This is a genomic window from Nocardia sp. bgisy134, from assembly GCF_057708325.1.
On record NZ_JBYIRW010000002.1, the window covers coordinates 385327 to 408500 of the forward strand.

The 23174-nt window shown below is 69.8% G+C and carries 2 protein-coding genes (1 of these 2 running past the window's edge); both read left to right on the forward strand.

Going from position 1 to position 23174, the window contains the following annotated elements:
- On the forward strand, positions 1-22477 hold the 3' end of the coding sequence (locus AC3ERS_RS05390) for a sigma factor-like helix-turn-helix DNA-binding protein (protein ID WP_431964088.1). It extends 30593 nt beyond the left edge of the window; 22477 of the gene's 53070 nt are visible here — the last part of the coding sequence; its start codon lies beyond the left edge, outside the window; the stop codon is at positions 22475-22477.
- Positions 22477-23139 carry a hypothetical protein gene (locus tag AC3ERS_RS05395; protein ID WP_431964090.1) on the forward strand — a complete coding sequence of 221 codons (663 nt, stop codon included), beginning with the start codon at positions 22477-22479 and terminating at the stop codon, positions 23137-23139. The genes AC3ERS_RS05390 and AC3ERS_RS05395 overlap by 1 nt, the downstream gene beginning before the upstream one ends.
- The last annotated feature ends 35 nt before the right edge of the window (positions 23140-23174 follow it).

Sequence of the window (23174 nt, forward strand, 5' to 3'; positions counted from 1 at the left end):
CTACGATCGCGCGCTGCATCGCGCCGGTTCCTGGAATGCTTTCGCCGATGCGTGGGGACATGCCCTTCCCAATGGCTACAGCTACCGGATGGATCCGCGGGGAGAATCCCTCCCCGATCCCGCGGACTTCGATTCGGTGGGTGGCTGGCTGAAAGCGGTGCGGTTCTACAACCGATTGACACTGGAGGAATTCGCCGCCCGCATCGACACCAGCTACACGAGCATGAACGAGGCGCACAGACGGCTACGCCTGCGTTCGCTGCGCCAGGTTCGTGACGGTCTGAGCGTCCCAGCCGACTTCCTGGAGCGGGCGGTCCTGAAGTACTACACGCGCACGGATGTCCCCGTGGTCGATCAGGCCGAACACGACCTGTTCTGGAGCCTCGTCGCGACCAAACCGGGATCGGCGGAGGAACTGGCCATCCGGGACGAGATATTCGAAAAGTACGCGTGGATCGCGGAGACGATGGCACGACGCTGGGGGCACCTCGGCGAGGTCGGGCACCTGACACAACGAGCCAGCATCGCGGTCTATCGAGCAATCGTGAACTTCGCGCCGGGCGGAGGTCGCTTCTCCACCCACGCCTGGGCCAGCGTTCGCGGCGCTATGCTCGACGCCCATTTCGAGCAGAAGTTCCCGAACGTCGACCAAGCCACTCGCAAGTTGCTCATCGCAGTCGACACACACATCGCACGGCGGCTTCAGGTGGACGGGCGCGAACCGGATAACGCCGCTGTCGCGGAAGCGCTGAATCTCGATCCGGCCAAGGTCGCCGAAGCCCGAGTTCTGATGGCGCAGTATACGTTTTCGCTCGATGACACCCCTCCGGGTGACCGTCAGCCCGAGATCGCGGAGAACGAGGCAGCGTTCACCGACGTGGAGTTCGAACAGACGGTGCGCCGGGCGGTCGCGGATCTCCCGGATCCGGAGTTGGCGCAGCGCGTGGCGGCGCTGCACTTCGGCCACGGGCTCGCCGTCGAAAAGGTGAGCGTCCAAGTCGGGAAATCGCCGGATGAGGTTCACCGGATCGTCGCGGTGACAGGAGAGCTGCTCCGGAAAGCCTTCGCGCCAACGGAGAACCTCGCTCGCACGGAGAGCGCGCCCAGCGCCGATTCCTCGGCCGGTGCGCAGCCACCGGCACCGCGGGGCCCGGGCATGACGCGGACCGCCGACGATACAGTCGTCGATGGCGGGCACGGGTTCGACGACCCGCTGGGTACTGGCCAGGCGGCCGCGATGTCGTCCGACGCACCACCGCAGCGCTGCGCGGATGATGCTGTCGACACGGTGATCTCGGAAACCGGCAGCACGATCGTACAGTCGTTCACCGATGAGCCCGGCCTGCGCGGGCGGACCGGCACACAGCTGGAGGAGCGGACCAAGGGACGGTTGCAGCTGTTCGGCAGCCGGAACGAGGTGGCCGCCCGCCTAGCGGACCCGCACGACCCGCTGTCGATCACGATCCTGGTCGATCACTATGCCGCCGCCGACGCGAACGGTATCGGCGCGCACGCCTACGTGATGGCCAACCGAGGCGGCCGGATCGTGGTGCGCGACCTGAACGACAACAACGGCGCATGGCGGCCGTTCGTGCGGGGCGAGGCCGGGTCGGACGCGGTGGCGATGTCGGGCATCGCCTTCGACCGTGCCGGAAATCCGTTGCGCCCCATCAGCGAGTTCCCCGCCGACCCGGCCGCGCATCCGGAGTTCGCGATCGGCGCCACCGATCCAGACTCGAACGGGGACCGCGCTCCGCCTACCCTCTGGACGCCGCCAGAGGGCACACCCGATGAACAGGCGCTGGTGCGGAACGCGCTGTCCCGCTTGGGCGCCGACGCCGACGCGAGCATCCTGCTGCACCCCGAGCAGCAGTACACCGATCTGCTCGGCGAATCCGGCGACCTCGCGACCCGCAACCGCCAGTGGTGGGACGCACTGGATCCGGCCGAGCAGGCGGTGCTGATCAAACTGGCGCCGCGCGAGGTCGGCCAGGCCGACGGCATTCCCGAGCCGGTGCGGGGTCAGGTCAACCTGGACCTGCTGGAAAACGACCGACGCGCGCTGCTGGCCTTGGGCGCGAACGTGTCGCCCGCCGCCGAGAAACTGTGGAAGTCTCTGTCGGAGCTGCATTTCGACCTGCTGGAGATGGTGGCGAATAGCGAGGACCTCCCCGGCTCACCCGCGGTGAACCTGCGGACCTACACGCCGTCGCTGGACGGACAGGTGCGTAGCGTCGTCACCTTCGGCAACCTCGAGACCGCCGATTCGGTGTCCACCATGGTGTCGGCTCCCGACACCGTGCAGGTGACGGCTACCACGGTGCCGGACAATCTGATTCACGCGACGCAGCTGTTCGACTCCGCGGTCCTGGCGGACGCCGACCGCGAGTACGCGGTCATCGCCTGGCGCGGCTACGGCGACTCCGTGGCCGCCGACGGACAGTTGCTCGCCCGGGATCTTTCGGCGATCAACGCCGTTCGCGCGCAGGCGAGCACGCCGGCACCGGACACGCACGTCTTCGCCCTGGACAGCGCGGGCTCGCTCATCGCCGCCACCGCGTGGTCGACGCTCCCGGGCGCGGACGCCCAGGTCACCGATCTCGTGATCGTCGGCTCCTCGGGCCTCCCGCTCGCGCACGCCGCCGAAACCGGCATCAATCCCGAAAATGTCTATGTCGCGGCAACTTCCAGGGACCAGCAGACCTGGCTCGGCGCCGATGTTCCCGGCGCCCAGGGCCGGTACACCGGGTACGGCACCGGCATGGACCCGGCGACGGCGGCCTTCGGCGCCAAGCGGGTGGCCGCGGAGATCTCCTCCGCCGAGGATTACCATCACCCGGATCTGGTGCGCAGCAGCTACTTCGACTACGACCCCCGCACCGGGAATCCGACCGAGGCGCTGCGCAATTTCGGCCGGATCGCCGCGGGCCGGATCGGCGAGGTCACCTTCGACGAGCACCGGCCCGGCATGTCGGATCCGACGGCGCTGGACTCCACGAACGTGTACATGCCGATCGATCCGGCGAGCGGACGGATCGTCGAGCTCGAGGAGGACCTGGGGCGCGGCAACGCGGAGCTGATCTCGAATGAGCTGAACCCGCAGGAGCTGTACCGCCTGGATCCGTCACCGGCCCAGCCGTGGGGCGGCACCTGGTACGACGGGCATTTCGGCAACTGCGTCGACGTGTCGCTGCGCACCGGGCACGACGACCTGGGCCTGGATGTCGACCCGCCCGACGACGGCGTCGGGTTGGCCGGGCGCAGTGCCGACGAGGCGGAGTTCTACGGGCGCGGCCGCCTGCGGGTGCACCCGGACCGGGACTCGATCGCCCATCAGCTCGCCGATCCGGCGAATCCGATGACCGCGTCGCTGGTCGTCGTGACCTACGGGTACGACAACGTGGCCCACATGGTCCTGCTGGCCAATGTCGACGAGAACGGGAACATGGTCCGCGAAGGCGGTCGACTCATGATGAGCGACCCGAACGTCGACAACGGCGCGTGGCGCCCATACCTCTGGAACGAATCCACTCCGGATGTGGTGTCGACGACCGCAATCGGCTACGACGTCGACGGAAAACCGTTGCAGCCCAACGCTGATCACCCCGTCGACCCGGACACCCGGACCGGCGCGCTCATCGCCCAGATGGATCCGGCGCCCGCCGTCGCCCTGGACGACCGCCGCGTGTTCCCGAAGGACCCCGGCTTCACGGAGGCCGACCGGCAACGCGCCACCGAACTGCTCGCCATGCACCCGTCCGGGCGCGGCACGGATCCAGCGGTGCTGCTGCATCCGGAGCAGGTGTCGCCGGATCCGGTCGCCGAAGCGCGCCTGCTGACCGCCGAGAACTTCGCCTACTGGACCTCGCTGTCACCGACCGATCAGGACGTGCTGCTGCGGGTGCACCCGGAGGTGATCGGCAACACCGACGGCCTGTCCACCGACGTGCCGGTGACGCACGACGAACTGCGAAACAGCCTGCGCGACTACGCCAACCGGATCGCGCTGGCCCGAGAGATCCGCCAACTCGCTGCGATTGCCGACAGCGAGCTGACTCCGTCGCAGCGCGCGCGGCTCGCCGACCTGCACGGCACCGCCCGATCCCTGTTGCGCGCCGAGGCTTTGGCACGCACCGTGCACCGCTCGCTGCGACCGCCGCAGGTCCAGTTGCTGTCCTACGGTGCGGGCCGGGCCCTGATCGGCTACGGCAAGCTCGCCACCGCGCGGTCGGTGAGCTGGATCGTGCCCGATGCGGGCACCGGCCTGGGCGACCTCGATCCGGTCCTGCTCGCGGCGCGCAACCACTACGACGTGACCGCGCGGACGTTGCGCAACCAGGTGGGGGCGGACAAGGACGCGGTCGCGGTGATCGCCTGGGTCGGTACCGACCAGGATCTCGGCATCCGCCCGGAGACCGTGGCCGCGCGCACCGCGCAGGCCGGGAACCTGCTGCTCCGCGACGTCGCGGCGTTCCACGCGGGCCGGGGGCACAACGGCTTGGAGCTGGACGGCGCCGAGCTGGACAGTGCCCAGCGGGACGACGCCGACTCGTACCGCTCCGAGGCGGACGAGCTCGGACTACCGTCGAACTACCTGTTCGGACACCGCACCGGCGCGCTCATCGCCAACGCCGCCGGAGCCCGAGGCGGTTTCGTCGAGGGTCGACTCGCCAGCGTCGATCCCGCGACCCGCCTGATCGAAGCGGTCACGCTGATCGACCCGGCGGGCACCGGACCGATCGGGAGCGCAACGGAATTCGGATTCGGTGACGCCGTCGCCGCCGAGCTCGACATCGAGGCCGAGCAGGCCGAAAGCTTCGGCGCGCCGGTCTACGTCGTGTCGAGCTCCGGCGAGCTGGTGGCCTGGGCGGACGGCCGCCCACCGGGCGTGAGCCGGACCCTGTTCAGCCGCTTGGGCATCGGCGTTTCGGTGGAGGAGTTCGCCGCACAGCGCGTCGCGGGCGGCCCGATCGGTCCGCAACCCATCGATGTGCGCCACGGCTTCGCCGACACGGTGACTCACGCCCCGAACACCGTCCAGCGCAAGCTCGCGTTGATCGCCGCCGGTCTCGGCATCACCGTGACCGAGACGCCGGCAGGCTGGCAGGCGAACACCGAATACCGCACGCCGGACGTTATTTCCGCCGATGCGACCGCACCGAGCTACCCCGACGGCCCAGTCGGCAATCGCAACCGACCGCTGGAAGCGCCCGACAACGCCCCGTGGGGTGCCCCGTCCACCCTGCGGGAGCTCGACGGACCGATCCCGGACGCGGAAGAGGGAGCCGAGGCGGTGCGCCTGCTTCGGCACGCGCACAATGTTTTCGGGGCTTTCGGGGAGAGCATCGAGATTTCGACCCTGCTGGTCGGCGATCAAAGCCCCCAGCACGCGCTGCGGCTCGCCCAGTGGTGGGCGGGGCTGACCTCAGACCAGCAGCTGCGGATGCTGTACGACTACCCGAGGTCCATGGCCAATGCCGAGGGGCTGCCCGCCCGCGTGCGCGACCGTGCACACCAGCATGTGCTGCGCGGCACCGTCGCCCGGCTCGGCGATCAGCTCGACCTGGGGCCCCAGGATGCGGCGCTGCTCTACGACGCCGAGTCGATCTGGAAGGGGTTGTATCGCGGTGTGCAGGTGGCCGCGCAGGTCCGTGCGCCGCTGACCCCGCCGCAGGTGCAGATCCGGTCGGCCCAGTCGAATGTCGCGAACGGCCGCGGTATGGCCGAATTCTCAGTCGGCCCGGTGGATTCCGCCGACCACGTGTTCTGGGTGGAGTTCGGCCAGGACACCGACCCGGCCGAGGCCGACAAGTACCTGTACTCGATGGTGAACCTCTACGAGGCTGTCGCCGCCGAGGCCGGTGGCGGCTCGGTCGCGGTGATCGGACGCCTCGGCGACTCCGGATCGCATGCGCAGCAAGCGTTGCGTCATCGCATCGGCACCTACAACGCGGTGCGGGCCTACCACAACCTCATGGCCGGCGAGACCGACGCGGTGATGCCGCAGAACCATCTCATCGCCATGGGCACCGACGTCGCCGTCGCGGCCAGGGCGAACGAGAACCACGGGCTGTCCGGACAGCTCGCCACCATGATCTCGCTGAACCCGGACTCGCTGGATCGCGTGCCGTCGCCCGCGCGGCTCGGGCTGCCGCCCGGGTCGGTGTTCCTGGCACCCGCCACACCCGCCCAGTGGACAACCATGCGGGTCCGTCAGCTCCTGGCCGGGCTCGACGTCCGGATGCTCGCCGGGCAGACCCGAACCGCGCGATTCCTGCGGAATGGCGTGCGGGCGCTAATGGGCGCCAAGATCCAGTTGCTCTCGGCCACCGACCTGCCCGCGCAAGCGTTGCCCGCGGCCGCCGTCGACAACCCCGCCGAGCAGGCCCACCTGCGCTGGTTCGGTTTCGCCGACCCCGAAACCCACACGCCCACAGAGGGTCTGGCGACCATCGCGCACATCACCGCGGCCCGCGACGCCGCGACCGTCCGCGGTGTGCCGGCGCCGGACGGCACGCAGGCCCACGCACCGGCCGACCAGACCGAGATCACCGACAACGACTGCCTGGACGAGTCGCTGAACGCGATCGGCCGCGGCAAGCCGGACCGCAACATCCTGCCGTTCACGGAACCGCCGGGCCTCGTGGGGCGCACCGCCGACGAGGCCGAACTGCACGCCGGTGGCCGTCTGGAACGCCTGACCTCCCGCGACGCGATCGCCCTTCGCCTGCTCGACGGCCGCGATCCGGCGTCGGAGATCCTGGTCGTCGAGCACTACGCCGGTCCCGACGCCAATGGCATCGGCGCGCACGCCTACGTCATGGCCATGCGTAACGGCATTATCATGGAGTTCGACCCACGCACCAAGACCTGGCGCGCCTACCAGTGGGGTTCGACCCGACCGGGCGTTGTGGCGCTGTCCGGCATCGTCTTCGACGACGCGGGCAAACCGGTCCGCCCCCTCGACTCCTTCCCGTCCGATCCAGCGGTGCGGCCCGCCTACAACATCGGTGCCGACGAGGCCGTGGCGCAAGGACCGCCGGGCGCCGATCCGGACGTCGCCGCCGCTCTGGCCCGGGTATCCGAAGTGCTGGACGCCCGCGGCGACACCGCCTCCGTGCCGGTGGTCGCCGCGGTGCTGGTGGATGTCCTGCGCGCGGGCGGACAGGTGGAGGTCGAGACCTCCGATTCGCCGACGGGCGGACGCGTCCGCGTCGCGATGACACCGGAGGGCAGCGACAGCGCCATCGTCGTCACCGTGAACGGCGCCCCCGGCAACCCCGCCATCAGCCTGGAAATGCCGGTGCGGCAGGACAGTCCGGCGGATATCGAGCTGGCGGGCCGGTTGACGCCGCTGCTGATGCCCGGCTGGCGGGTGTCGGAGGATGTGGTCTCCTCCGGCCTGCTGGCCGAGGAACTGGCGCGCAACGCCCGGGCGCATACCGATGGGGACGGGACGCTCGAGGTGCGGGTGTCCGGGCCGGTCGGCGATCGCTCGATCAGTGTCGAAATGACCGATGGCAGTTCACAATTACCGGTCGAACCGGCGGGTGACGACATCAGTGGCGTGATGCTGCTGAAATCGCTGGCGCAGCGCGCGGGCTGGCACCAGGTCGAGGACGGTGACGTCGCGCCGGACGCGGGGAACGCCAAGACGGTGTGGTTCGAGTTCGACGAGAATCCGCCCGCGCCAGTGGATCCCGATCCGGTGGCCGAGCCCGAACGGGCGCCGGAACCGCTGGCCGGACCGGTGCCGAGCCGCGACGAATACGAGGTCGCGCGGCCGAGCGACGACGACGCCTACCGGCCGCAGACGGCGAGTGAAACGGACTACCGCATCATTCGCCTGGGTGCCGACGGGCTGTTCCGCTGGGGTCCGGACAACGCGCTGTACAACACGATCGACCCGGACGGCGACTTCTTCATCATGGGTGCCGACGGTGAGTTCCGGACTTCAGCCAACGCCAACCACGCCGCGCTGTACAGCACCTACAGCGATATCGACGCGGGACCGGCGGCGTTCGGCGACTGGAAGATCGTCGAGGGCAGGCTCGTCCATGTCCAGCCGTTCAGCACGACCTTCCAGCAGGCGAGCACGGATCCGACCTTCGCCGCGAACCTGAAGTTCGAATTGGCACGCCACAATGTGGATCTCGGCGCCGTCCGGTTCTCCGGGGACCTCACTGTTCCCAGCCTGCGGCTCGACGGCACCCCGACCATCTCGGTCGGCGATCTGCTCGATGGGAACGGCGCGCAGGCATTCCAGTTGATCGGTCCCGGAACGCATTTCGCGGTGCGTGTCGAGAGCGTGGACATGCAGCACGGCGCCACCGCCGACGGACCGATCGACACGCTTTCGGTGACGCTGGCGCTCGACCTTGCGCGCGGCGGCTCGGGCCGGGTCACGCTGGAATTCACCCGCGACGCGAACGGCACCACGATGCGGTACTGGGACCTCGATCTGGGTTACGCCGGTGTGGACACCAAGGACCCCGCCTTCCAGCCGGGCTCAGACCCCATCCGGCTCGCCGACGCCTTCGTCGAAATGCACGAATCGGTGATCCTGCCGTGGCTCGCCGAGTCGGGTGCCGCATTCGAGGGGCATCCCGGCCACTATGCGGAAACCACCGTGGGCGAGGAGGTTACGGATACCGAACGCCCCGAGGACCTCCACGAGAACGACCGCGTCAAGGGCGAACGTCGAGTGCAGGCGTCGATCGGGCGGCACTGGCTGCGCGATCAGCTCGCGGCGATCGGCTGGAGCGCCGATGATGACGTCCACCTCCAAATGGCGTGGTTGGCGACCAGCGAGGCCGTGGCGAACTCGGTGGAGCACAGCACCGGACCGGTCCAGATCACGCTGCGCGTGCTGCCCGGCACCGGCCACCTCGTGGTGCAGAGCATCGACAACGTCGCCGATCACCCGCCGAGCGGCCCGATCCGCGAGAGCGCCAACCTGATGGTGGACCGGGTCACGGCAGCCGAGGAACGCCGCCTGGCAGAGCAGGCGGCCGCACAGAAGGCCGCTCAGCCCGAGCCCGAGACGCCGAAGCAGGCTGATGGCGATGCGCTGTTGGCGAATCTGGATGAGGACGGCTTCGCGGGGATGGATCTGGCTGAGCTGGCGGCGGCGGTGGACGACGCCGAGTCGGCTGTGGAGACGCCGAAGCAGGCCGATGTCGACGCGTTGCTGGCGAATCTGGATGAGGACGGCTTCGCGGGGATGGACCTGGCTGAGCTGGCAGCGGCGGTGGACGACGCCGAGGCCGCCGCCGAAACCGGGGACAACAATTCCTCGGCCGCCGCCGAGCCGACCGAAGCCGAGAAGCAGGATGCCGCAGCCAACTCTGAACGCGGTCGCGGCATCAAGATCCTGCACACCGAGACCGACGCCTGGGATTACGCGCCCCTGGCCAACGGCCGCGGCAAAGCGATCTGGTTCATCATGCCGATCGCCGACAGCGACCCCGGTCCTGGGACCGACCCGGATCCGGCGCAGCCAACCGATCCGACCGCGCCCCAGGGCGATACACCCGCGAGCCCGGAAACCGACACCGACGATGTCGCCCCCGGACCTGGCACCGGCTACCAGGTAGCCGAGCCGAAGTCGCCGAACTCCTACCGGCCCGAGCTGACCGACGGCATCGATATCGGCAAGCTCCAGCTGCGCGGCGGTGTCTTCTACGACCAGAACAACCAGCCCTACAGTTCGGGCCCGAAGGGCGTGTCCTTCCTCATCGGCGCCGACCCGAGCGATATCCGCTGTGTCGCCGTCGACGATGTCGTCGGCAAACTGGATCCGCGGGACGTGCAACTGCATCAGCTGCTCTACAGCAGCTACGCCGACGCATCGGACGGCCCGATCGCCTTCGGCCACTGGGTGATCGAGAACGGCAAGCTCACCGAGCTCATTCCGATGAGCGGAGCCTTCTTGGACCCGGAGCGGCAAGCACTGTTCACCGCCCAGCTGCGCGCCGTGCTGAGCGAGGCCCGGGTGGACACCACCGATACCGTCGTCCACGGCGTGCAGCAGCAGCACGGAATATGGCGTCCGGCACTGCCTTTCGCCACCGTCGCGGAGCTGATGGCCCGCGGTGATCAGCTCGCGGCCATGGTGTTCCGAGGCTGGGGCGCGGACTTCTGGCTGGACGTCACCGACATCGCCACCACCGGAGACCGCGCCACGGTGACCGTCTCGCTGCACCCGGTCGGCGGCGAACCCGGCCGGGTCACCCTGGAACTCACCCGTGACGGCGACGGCGTCACCCTGCGCTACACCGATCCCGACCTGGGACCGGACGCGGATCGGGTGACCAGAGCGTGGCGGCAGCTGCACGATTCGATCGTGGTCCCGTGGCTGGGGGAGTCCGGCGCCACATACAGCGACCCCACTCCGGACTACCTGTCCCCGGATGACGTGCACCACGCCGAATTCGAACAGAAGGTTCGCGAAACGGACCTCTCCTCGCCGGAGGCCGTGGCCGACGCGCTGTACGAGCCGGTCGGGCGCGACGCGGTCACCGAGTTCTACGACGCGCGGGTGTCCGGGCTGAAGACGGCGGAGGTGTTGCGGGCGCAGAACTTCGCCGCGTACACCGGTGTGCCCGTGTTCTTCGTCTCGGCGGATGTGGCCAACCTGAGCGGGCTCAACGCGTTCTGCAACAACCAGGCCGAGACCGCGAACGTCTACTACAACGGCATCGCCACCGCGTTCCGTACCGCGCTCGAGGACTCCGGCGGCGTGGTGATCCCGATGCGCACCGGCGGTGACGAGGTCGGCGCGATCGTGCTCGGCCTCGACGAGCGGACCCTGACCGAGATCACCGCCGAGGTGAATCGGCGCGTCACTGCCTATGCTCGGCAGGAGGGGCTCAGCGAGATCGAGCACCCGAAGCATCCGGGCGACCCGGCCTATCACGGTGTCGGCCTGCATGTCGGGTTCACCGAGATCGTGCCGGGCCTGACACCCAAGGACATTTTCGACGCCGCCGACCTCGGCGTCGACGCCAGCAAGAACGGGAGGACCGATGTCGCAGGAGAGCCGCGACGAGCGACTGGGGCTGACCGGGCTGACACCGGAACAGCGGGCGCGACGGATCCAGGAACTGGAACGCGAGCTGGCGCAGAAGCGAGCAGCGGCCAAAGCCGAACTGCGCGCGGACCTGAAACGCCGACGCCAGGACTCGACCTCGGCGGACTGAACCGCAACCTACCCGCGCTCGCCGCCTACCCGTCACCGGATGAACTGCGCCGCTTCGCGTTCGCCGAGGGTCTGCATGCGCTGGGCGAGCTGACCCCGGAGCTGGTGGCCGAGGCGATGTACCGCCCGGTCGGCCGGGACGAGGTCACCGACTTCTACGACGCCCGGCTCTCCGGCGTGAAGACCGCCGAGGTGTTGCGCGCCCAGCAGTTCGTCGCCGAAACCGGCGTGCCCGCGTTCTTCCTGTCCGCTGATATCGCCAACCTCAGCGGCCTCAACGCGGTGATGAACAACCGGGCAGAGGCCGCCAACGTGCACTTCCGCGGCATCGCCGAGGCCTTCCGCTACGCCCTCGACGCGGTCGGCGGCGCCGTCGTGCCGATGCGCACCGGCGGTGACGAACTCGCCGCCGTTGTCATCGGCATCGACCAACAGACGCTGACCGGCGTCCTCGCCGATATCCAAGCCCGGGTCGCCGCCTACACCGCCGAGCACGGCCTGGACGTGATCGAGCATCCGAAGCACCCGGGCGAAGCGGCCTACCACGGTATGGGCCTGCACGTCGGGGTCACCGAGATCCTGCCCGGCCTCACCCCGAAGGACATCTTCGACGCCGCCGACCTCGGTGTCGACGCCAGCAAGAACCGCGCCTACGAGTTGGCCGACGCCCAGGCGAATCAGGATGGGGTCGCCGACGGACTCCGCCAGACACCGGCTTCGCTCATCGGTCAGCTGCTGCCCGAGCTGTCCACCTACGAGATCGTCGGCGACGATCCGACCGCGACCCTGCTGCCGGGGGAGGCCGCCGTCCTCCTGAAGGAGACGTCGACGCCGGGCTTTGTGCGGGAGAGAGCGAATACACGCACCGCCGCCCGGCGTGCGCTGGCAGAGCGCGGCCACGGGGAGGTCGAGATTGCGCGCGGCCCGCTGGGCGAACCGGTGTTCCCGGAAGGGCTGGTCGGCAGCCTCACCAACAAGATGATCGACCGGGCCACCCAGCTCAACTACTACGCCGCGGTGGTGGCCGACGCCGAGCAGTTCCGGGCAGTCGGCATCGACGCCGAAGACAACCGGTCCGTCCGGCAGATGATGTACGGCACCGGCCGAGTCGAGGAATTGCTCTGGGTGCAGGAGCAATTGGACTTTCTACCGGACAGCGGCGTGGCCTGGGACAAGGTGCTGTTCTCGGTCAAGGAGAGCATCTTCAAGGCCTGGTACACCGCGACCGGTGACCAGAGTCTGCGCCTGAACCATGTCTTCCAGGGCTCGCTGGTCACTTTCGACATCGAGGCCGGTACGTTCCACGTGCAGCTGATGGTGGGGGCCACCGGTAGAGACGGCCTGCCGCTGACCGAGATGCACGGTCGATTCGCGGTGCGCGGCAACGCGATTCTCACCGCGGCCCTGGTGCCCAACACCGCCGGAGCCACACTCGAACCCGCGACCGCCGAACCGGCGGTCGATCCGAGCTCCGCCCGCGCCGCCTACGCCGAGGCCGCCTACGCACTCAAGTGGCTGCTCATGGCACGTGGCTACAACGCGCACGGCATTGTCGAGCTCGCGCCGCCGCTGGGCGCCAACCAGATCGTCAGCACGACGCTGACCGACTGGGGACAGACCCACCCGCAGGCCCTCACGGCGGACGCCGAACTGCGCACCCTGTGGCAGGCCTTCCAGCTGATGTTGCCCCAGGGCGAGCACGCGCAGATCCTGATGCCCGTCCGGGTACCCAACCAGGGCGACCACGCGGGTGTCCTGGAGCTCACCCTGCACGAACACCTGCTGTGGGACGCGCACGGCGCACCGTTCGACCAAGCGGCCGACGCCGACCGACTCGCTGAAATCGTTGCCCCGCAGCGTCTGCGAGCCCTCGCAGCCCTGATGCCGAACCCCGAGTCGGCCCGCATCCTGCATGCCGTCGCCGAGGTACTCACCGATCACCCCGCCGCGGCCAACGCACCCACCACTCTCGCCCCGGTTGCCGACCACACCGTCCACTACGACAAGAACCTCGCCAAGGGCACCGGCAAGGTGGCTCCGATCAGCCTGGACCTGTCCCGCGCCACGGCCGCACCGCACCGCACGGGCGACAGCGCTGTGGATTGGAATGCCGCGCACGCGGCCGCGATCGGTGGTGCGATCGGTGCCACTGCTGCGCCGAACCTCACGGGTTCGGGGATCGCCGCTGCTGTGAATTGGGATGCCGCGCGCAGCGCCGCTGTCGGCGGTGCGATCGGTGCGACCGTGGTGCCGCATCTCACGGGTGCGGACATTGCGCAGGCCGCCGGGGGACTCCGCGGCTGGAACGGCGCCGCGCACGATCCGCGTCCGGCCGCGCAGCCGACCAAGAACGCGGCGCTCCAGTTGCACCGGCGGTTGCAAGGCGCGTTCGCCCAGTTCAGCGGCCGCCCGGCGACCTGTCTGGAAGGTGCGGCGCTCGCCACGGCGACCCAGGCGGAACTGAACGACGGCTTCCGTCGGCTCGACGCGCACCAGCGGGAGCTGCTGCTGCGCTTCCGCAGCCAGTCGTCGCTGCCGGAGGTCGCCGCGGCGGCCGGTGTTGACCCGGAGCAGGTCCGGCGCGCGGTGGTCCGGTTCGCGGAATCGATTGCGGCCATCGGACACCCGGGCCTCGAAGCGGTGTGGGCGGATCGCCGCGCCGACCCCGAACTGTTCGCGGACGCGGCGGTGGTGGTCGCGGCGCAGCAGGAGGGCGGCGGCGCCTGGCGCCGGGCCCTGGGCACGCTCACCGAACAGCAGCGCACCTGCCTCGACCTGACTCTGCAAGGGCTGCGGCCCGCGGCGATCGCGGTCGATCTGTCGGTCGATGCGGCGGCGGTGCAGGTGTTGCGTGCGGAAGCGATTCGGCAGATGGTCGAGGCGCTGGCCCAGCCTGCCGCGGTGGTGTGGATGTCGCCGGCCGAAGCCCTGCTGGCATTGGAAAAGATGCAGCGGGATGATACCGCCGGGGTGCGCAGCGCGGTCCGGTCGCTGGATACCCAGGGCGCCAGGATCATTCGACGCCGCATCATGCAGGGCATGACGTCGGCCGATACCGCGGCGGACCTGGGCATCAGCGAGGACCGGCTGGCCGAGCGGGAGGTCTTGGCCGTCGGACGGATGGTCAAGAAGCTGTCCGGGGCGATTGTGGTCACCGGCGCCGACGCGACGGTCGTGACCGCCTGGCAGGCCAACGACGAAAACTTCCTGGACTGCATGGATCTGCTGACCCCGCAGCAGCGCACGGCGGTCATGATGTTCCTCGACGGTTGGTCGCACACCGAAATCGCGGCCGCACTGGACATCTCCCCACAGGCGACCAGCAAGGTGCGAACGCGGGCGATCGCCAAACTGGTCGAGCTGCTCGCGACCGATCCGGACGCGCGAATCCCCGCGCAGACTCGCGACAGCGCCGAATTGCGCCGGGTGCGCGACTTGGCCGCCGACCCCGGCGCCTTGCGGCAGGCTGCGCGGCACCTCTCCGAGGCCGACTGGACCCTGATCGAGCAGCGTTTCATTCTGAAGGAGAAGACCGCCGATATCGCTGCCGCACTCGCCCTGCCCGAGCATGTGGTCGAGCAGCGGCAGCATCGGGCCGTCCTCCGGTTGAACCGGAATCTCGACGTGGCGGCCGTGGTCGCGGCGGTGCTACCGGCCGTGACGGACGCCGGGCCGCTCTCCGATGGTGTGCACGGGTTCAGCGAACCGGATGTCGTTGCACCACAGCTGATTCCAGCCGAACCCGATGACCTGCCGATCGCCGACTGCGTCGACCAGTCCCTGGGGCGGGTGGTCGCGGATCAGGGTGATGTCGCGGGGCTGCCGGATCCGGAAACCCGGAGTCCGTCCGGGCGGCGCTGGCGGGATGTGCGGGGGCTGCTGCGGGGGGCGCGGCCGGAAGGGTTCGATACCGCCGGGCCGCACGAGGTGCACGCGAACCTCGTCGAAGGCCTGATCAACCAGGCGGGCCCGGGTGCGATGGCGTGGGTGTTCGACCAGCGCCACACCGCCGACCAGGCGACCGGGATCGGTGCGCACGCGTACACGGTGAAGTACTTGGGCGACAACGTTTTCGAGGTCGACGGCCAGCGCGTCACCTATGCGGGCAAGCCGGACGGCGACGGGCTGGCCTGGTTCCGGACCGCCGCGGGCGACCGGGTCTCGCTGGCCGAGCTGACCGGCGGCTCCCGCGCGGAGACAGCCGCCACCCGCGCGGTGGTCTGGCGCAACGGCCAGGTCGTCCAGAATGTCGGCGATCGCACCGCGCCGCTCCCGGAGGACAACCTGCTGATCGGCGCGACCGCATCGGATCAGGATGGCGCGCAACCGGACCCGGACGACCCGTTCGCCGACGAGCCGCGGACCACGCGGGTGAAGCTGGCTGCGCAACCGCCCGACCCGCTGCTGGGTCCGACGGTCGTCGGCCTGCCCGGTGACGCCACCCACCCGGTGTGGGAACTGCTGTTCCGCACCGCCATCGGCCAGGAGGCCATGGCGGTCCTGCACAACGCCGAAGCCCACGTCCAGTTCGGCGACCGTGATCACTTCCACGGCCGCATCCGCCAGATCACCATCGACACCACCGGCCGGGGCCTCGTCGCCGTGGCGGAGCAGGTGCTCGCGCACGCGGCCCGGATGCAGGCCGTCGCGGCCGACGCGGTGGAAACCGAACCCATGCTGATCCGCGATATGGACCGGGACGCGTTCGTGGAGCCGTGGCTGCGCGCGGAGGCCACCGCGATCGCCTGGCGGGCCGAATTCGATCAACAGGTGCAGGACGCCGGTTTCGCGCGGACCGACCTGCTCGGCGTCGACCGAGCCGACCTGGCGTTCCAGCAGGCCCTGTTCGCCCGCTACTTCGCCGCCTACGACAGCGCGCAGGTGGCCCCAGGCACCGATGACGCGCTGGCGAGCCGCGCCCGGCGGGTGGCCGGGGTCGACGCGCTGCTGGAGAGCGCGGAGTTCATCACCGCGACGGATCTGCGCGAGACCCTCGAGAGCCAGTGGGAGAGCCGCCGGGGCATGGGCCGCGGGCTCGAGCTGACGGAGCGGCAGGTGCGCGAGCGGCAGCGCCTGATGCGGATCACCGCGGCGCTGCAACGGGAGATCGACGCGCTCGAGACGGCCTGGGATCAGGTCCAGGACCAAGTGCACGCGATGACCGCGACGAAGGTCGCCGCAATGCCCGACACCACGGATCGGGTGGCGCGACTGCACTACGTGCTCGACGTGATGTCCGATCACTTCCTGCGTTCCGAGGTCCGCATGTGGCCCACGCACAGCCGGGAGCAGATGGGCGCGCTGGTCGAGCTCACCGAACTGTGGCAGGGGGCGCACGCGCGCGCCGCGGCGGTGGGCCGCGCCATGGACGACATCAACGGTCGCCCACGCCGAGAGGCCGCGGTCCCGTCCGATCTGGAGATCGCCGACCGGGCCGTGCTGCCGTCGCTGGAGCGCACGGCCAACCGCGAAATGACCAGCGTCCGAGCCGAATTGCAGTCGACCGAGACCGGTCGCTGGGCCATGCGGACCCTGGAGCGCCTTGGCGTGCGGATCCGGTTCGGCTTCGACCAGATCGGAACGACCGACGCCGGTCGCGAGAACCTCACCCGCGAATCGGGCTACGACGCCGTCACCAACACCCTGGTGCTGCCCTTCGGCCGTGGCTCCGTCTCCCATGCCGAGCAGTTGGTCGTCGCGGCGCACCTGGCGCAGGCGACGCGCTCGGATGGTGACCCGCTGGTCCTGCTGACCGAGGGCCGTGACAGCTACGTCACGGCGATGCTGGACCTGCGCGCCGAGGCCGAGGCCCGCCGGTTCCACCACCGCCGCGAAGTGCACGGCTACAGCCGCTACACCGGCAGCCCGCTGGCGCAGGCCTACCATGCCGCCTACGACCACGCCGAAAACCTGCTGCGCAACGTCTATTCGGTGGAGTCGAAGTACGACGGCCTCCGCAACGACAACCAGGTGCCGCAGGCGGCGACGCACGCGGTGGCCTACCGGTTCGCAGCCCGTACCGTTCGGGAGCAGCTGGCGGCGCTCGGCCCGGTTGTCGACGGCGTCGACCTGAAAACCTTCTTCGATTCGGAATGGGATCGCGCGCACGCCATTCCGCCGACGGCGGACACGCCCGCACCGGAAACCGTCGCCCCGCCCGCGGAGCAGACGGATGCGCTGCTGGACCTGTACGCCGCCCGCTTCGTCGAGGCTATTCAGGAGCTGCGCGCCCAGCGCGCCCAGGGCGCGTTCGTACCGCTCGGCCCGGCCGAGCAGGCCTACCTGGCCGCCGAGGACAGCGCGGCGGAGCGGCTCGCGGCGGTGCGCGCCTATCTGGCCGGGACCGGTCTGGTGGATGCCCAGATCGCCCTGGATCTCGCCCGTTTCGCCAGCGGGGACCTGAACCGTCGGCTGCCGTGGGACATCGAGGAGGACTCGGCCGCTCAGCCCGCGCTCGACGCCCTGACGGCCGCGATCGAAGCGGCCACCGCCTCCGAGCTGGAGACACCCGGTCTCGACTCCGGTGTGTTCGGCCGGGAGCTCGACCGCGTGCTGGCCGAAAACCCAGGCGCGCAACGGGTTGTCGACGAGGGCCCGCTCGCGGATCGGTTCGCCCTGCTCCCGCCGTATCCGGGCAGCGACAATCCGCGGTTGCTGGTGCTCGCCGAACCGGGCGAGCACGTCGATCTGCTGCGTGATCTCGAGCTGGAGCAGCCCGATTTCGACGGCGTGCTGTGGCGGGGATCGCACGAACTCGAATACCTGTCGGTCACGCGGGGACCCGACGGCGAGGTCGTCGTCGCGGACATGCTGCAAGACGACGCCGAGGGCATGTTCCGCGCGCCGCGCTACGACGAGGTCGCGCCGGTGCTGCTGGATCACTATCTGCGCTATCGGCTGCGCAGCGAGGTGGATCCGGACTTCACCTTCGATCTCGATCTCCGGCAATGGCTCGAGCTGCTCGGGCCGGATGCCTTCATCGCCGCGGGTACCGCCCATGCCGAAGTGACCCACGGGTTCGAGCGCGTCGGCTTCCGGATGGTGCAGGCGGACCCGTCGATCACCGAGCCGCATCCGGCCGCGGTCAGCCACCGGCTGGTCACCCGCCAGATCCCGCTCCCGATCCGGGATTTCAGCGATCGGCCCGCAGGCAAATTCGTCGACACGAACCTGCCCATCGGAGCGGTGTCCTGCACGCTGCGGTTGCACGCCGACGGTGCGGGTGGCTGGCGGGTCGCGCCGCCGAATCACGCCGGTCACCCCACGGATGTGCTGTCCCGGTGGTTCCAGGGCATGACCGGCGCCAGCCCCGACCAGGTGGCCGAGCGTATCGCCCAGCTGCTGCTGGACGGGTCGGCCCGGATCGCGCCGCTCGTCCCGGCCGCGCTCGTCGAGCTGCACACCCCGAATCCGGAGATCGACAGCACGCCCACCGCGGCTGTCGAACCGCAGGCCGAGATCGAGGGCCGCTCAGCGGAACCCGAGAGCCCCGCGGCGAAGCGGAGTTTCCTGCGGCGTTTCGCCGAGCGAATCCGCCGTCCGGGTGCCCCGGCCGCCGGTCCGGAACCGAGCGGCCAGGTACCCGGCCCGCGCGCGGCCTCGGACACTTCGGATGGCGGGACGGGCTTCGACCTACCCGAAGCCGGTGCGCCGCTGCCGAATCCGCGGCCTGCCGAGGACTGCGTCCGGCAAACCATGCGCACCGGCCGCGCGGCCGGGCTGGATGTCACCGTGCCCACCGAGGCGAAACTGTCCGGTCGGACCGCGCTCGAGGTCGAGGAACAGTACGCGCACGGCCGGATGCGACCCGCCGATTCGCGAGACGCGATCGCCGCGCGCCTGACCGACCCCGACGACCCGGCCACCGCGATGCTGATGGTCGAGGAGTACTCGATCGGCGGCATGAATGTCGCGCACCTGACCCTGTGGCGGCTGGTCGACGGCCAGGTCATGGTCAGCGATCCCAATGTCGACGACGGCGCGTGGCGCGAGCACGTGCCCGGCACGGTCACGCCCGGGTCTCGCAAGATCTCCGCGATCGCCTACGGCGCCGATGGAAGGGCGCTGTTGCCGAGCGCCGAGCACGCCGCCGCTACGGAGGCCCACCCCGATGCGCTGATCACCCACCGCGATCTCACCCCGCGGGAAGTCGAAGTGCTGGACCTGGTGGCGGCGGGCCTGACCAACAAGCAGATCGCGGAGCGGTTGACGCTCGCGGACTACACGGTGCACACCCACCTGACCAGCATCGCCGTCAAGCTCGGCACCGGCGATCGGGCCGCGATGGCGGCGATCGGCGTGCGCAGCGGGATCCTGCCGTTCTCGGATCCGGATGTCGCCATGAAGCTCGAGGGCGGGCTGCACCCGGACGCGCTGGACGACATCCAGCTCGAGGTCCTGGCTCTGGTCGCGGACGGGTGGTCGAACAAGGAGATCGGGCTGGCCCTGGACACCACCGAGTCCGTGGTGAAGAACCACCTGGTCCGGATCGGCCGCGCGCTGGGCATCAGCGGCCGGGCAGGCATGGTGACGACCGCGCTGCGGGCGGGCATCCTGCCCATGGACGCCGAGTTCGCCCTGCGGCCGCAGTCCGGCGAGGGGCGTACCGCGTTGAGCCCCCGGGAAACCGAGGTGTACACGCTGCGTACCGCGGGGCGGTCGAACACCGAAATCGCCGCGGCGCTGGAGATTTCCGAGCACACCGTAGCCACCTATCTGGCCAGGATCGCGCACAAGCTCGGGGTCGGCGAGGTGGCCGGGTTGGTCGCGGGGGCCGAGACGATCACCGCGATTCCCACGCCGGGTACACCCACTCCGCCCCGGTCGGTCACGCCTGCGGCGCCGCACGAGCCGACCATGATCGACACGAGCCCCGCCGTCACGGAGCCGTTCGACCAGGCGCCGACCATGATCGGCATCGAGCAGCCGCGCAGCACCGAGTCCGAGGTATCCGCGAACCAGCAGGTGTCGGAGCCGTCCGCCGAGGTGAGCGAATCGAGTCTCGGTGGGCAGAATCGGGCGACGCCGACCCAGATCGTGCCCACCACCGAGGGGCCGGAGTATCTCGGTGACGATCCGTCGCTGCCGGAAGCGCTCGTGCCGGGCCGGGAGGTCGAGGGGCCGGAGTATCTGGGTGGGGACCCGTCGCTGCCGGAAGCGCTCGTGCCGGGCCGGGAGGTCCAGGGGGCGGAGTATCTCGATGGCCAGCCGGAGACCGACGAGCCGGAATACCTCGAGCCGGCGCAACCGCGCACCTCCGCCCTGCCCGACGGCTACAGCGAAATCATCGAGGGCATAGGCAACTTCGACGGCAACGGCCGCATGGTCGACGACGGCGTGCTGACCCCGAAACTGGCCAGGCAGGCGATCGCGAACATGCTCCGGGCGATCCAGCCGGTCGAGACCGGCTGGCACCGCGACGGCCACTTCCTACTGCCCGACGGCCGACAGGTGCACGTGCGGGTCGAGAGCAGTTTCGAGAGCGAAGTCGGCAGCTTCCAGCTGCGTCCCGGCGGTGCCGCGTTCGACGTCATCCTGTCCGACCGACTGCGCACCAGGGACGTGGCCCGTGCCGTCGCGCACATGCTCACCCGGATCCGGCAGCTGACCGACCCCGAATTCCAGCACCCCGGTCCGCGCTTTGCGGAACTGAAAGTGCTTGCCACCCAGCTGGACCAGTCGATCTTCGACCCCGCCCGCAGCAAGCTGACCCCCGAGATCCGGGCCGACTTCGACGACCTGATCGCGCACCTGGGCATGGACGTGGACCCGGCCGGTCCGGCGGCGGAAGCGCTGGCCGCCCACGATCCGGAACTCTCGCGCCGGATCAGGCTGGAATACGGTGGCGCTGTCGCCTTCCGGCCCATCTTCGGGAAGACACTGACCGACCCGGCGTTCCACGAGGCCGCGCTCACCCACCTCGGCCAGCTGTCCCGCTTCCTGACGGGCGAGCACGCCTCCGAAGTGCTGATGGCGGAACAACTTTCGCTCAATGCCAGGATGCGCGAGGAGCAGTGCCGCCGCCTGTTCGAGCCGATCTTCGCCAACCGTGACGTCAGCACCATCCGCAAACAGCTCGAAGCGGCCGAACTGTTCAGCGCCGACGACCTGGTCGCCGCCCTGGCTCCGATCAAACGCGCCTTCAACGATCCGATGCCGCCGGGTTGGCGGGCGGCCGCACTGGACGCCGCGATCACCGAGGTACAGCACACCCCCGGCCACATGCAGCAGATCAATCAGGCCATCGACTTCGACCGGATGCGCCAGGCGGCCCGCGCCTACGCCCAGATGCCCGACCGGGTCGGCGGCCTGCTCGATCGGTCCACCGGTGAGGTGTACTTCCCGGCCACCGCCACCCATCCGGGCGGGCAGACCATGTCCATGCTCGACTTCTTCCACGCCATGGACCGGGCCAACCGTGGCGCCGAAGCGGCCGGCCTGGACATCGAATACGTCGTGGTGATCCATGACGAGGCCAACGGCCGGTCCTCGGTCGACGTGCTCTCCCGTCCGCGCGCGCAGTATCGACTGCCCGCCCAGCAGAGCCATCCGGTGCGGTTCGTGCCGCGCCCGTCGGTGCCCGCGGCGGTCGAGGGCGGCCACACCGTGGACGTGGGTGTCGGGCGCGGTGGGTTCGCGGTCGAATTGACGCCCGCACGGGACACCTCCGGTCGCGGCCTCATCCTGCAAACCGAACTGCCCATGGATTACGCCGACGCAGGCCAGCGCCGCCGCAACCTCGGCATCCTCGACGCCGGTCCGCTGACCCGCCCGGGTTCGCTCATGGTGTGGGCCGACTTGCTGCTGCACGGCGCGGTGCTCAATGTCGGCGGCAACGGCGGCGTGGCGCGCTACTACATCAACAATGTCAGCGCCCACTACGGCGACACCGACTACGACACCCTGGCCCGGCAATTGCCGCACACCCTGGTGCCCGGCGCGCACATCGAAATCCAGTGGGACATGAAGTCGGAACTGGTGGAGGGTGGCGAACCCGGCGACCGCGGGCATATCCAGGGCGACGAGCTCATGCTCGCCATCAGCCGCGTGCTGCCGCCCTCGCTCGCGGCCGCCTTCGAGGTGGTCGAGCACACCGAGTTCGAGGGCGACGGCAGCGACGAATACCTGTTCACCATCGACACCGGAGCCAGCAATGTGATCAACCCGGACGCCATGGCCAAATACTCGCCGCCGCAGCCCACCGACCGTATGGTGATCGTGTACAAGCCCGCCGGTTACCGTCCGGCAACGGCTGGTCTCGAAGGTGGTGCACGGTAATGGCGGAGATCGAGGGCGTGCGCGAGTGGCTGGACCGCTCCGCCGAGTTCCTCCGCGGCCAGATGCGCTGGTTCGGTGCCCAGCTCGTGCCCGGGTCGGCACCGTACGTGGTCATCCCGAAGCATCCCAGCCAGGTGGACTGGGCCGATCCGCCCCGTCACCGGTTCGAGGCCCTCGCCAACCTGTCCGGCCCACCGGATCCGTCCCGCGCCGACCGCGCCGCCCAGGTGCTGCACACCGCGGGCTGGGCCGTCCAGGTCCAGCGTGATCCGCAGGCCCCGACCGTCGTCATCGTCCGCGGCGATCGCGAGGGCTACTGTCTGCAAGCCCGCATCGAGGACGGCTACGGCGGCATCGTCCTGCTCGGTGAAACCCCCAACATCCAGCTCTACCAGCCGGATCCACCCCCCGACCGCCCCGCCCCGGCCGTCACCCCGGACACCGTCAGCGACGGCGCCGTCCTCTGCTACGAATGCGACGGCCAGGGCCTGTGCCCCACCTGCCACGGCACCGGCTGGACCAAGGCGCCCACCGCCACCGGTCGCCACCGCTGCCGCACCTGCCAGGGGTCACGGGTGTGCCCGATCTGCGGGGGAGCGGGCGAACTCCGGATCACCGAGTTGTCCGACGACGACCGCATCCACTATCCGCATATTTCCTAACCGTTCCTTAGGAATTTCCTTGGCGGTCACCATGT

Excerpts from the sequence above, each read along its gene's own strand:
- AC3ERS_RS05395 (WP_431964090.1), top strand. The coding sequence starts at position 22,477 with ATGGCGGAGATCGAGGGCGTGCGCGAGTGGCTGGACCGCTCCGCCGAG.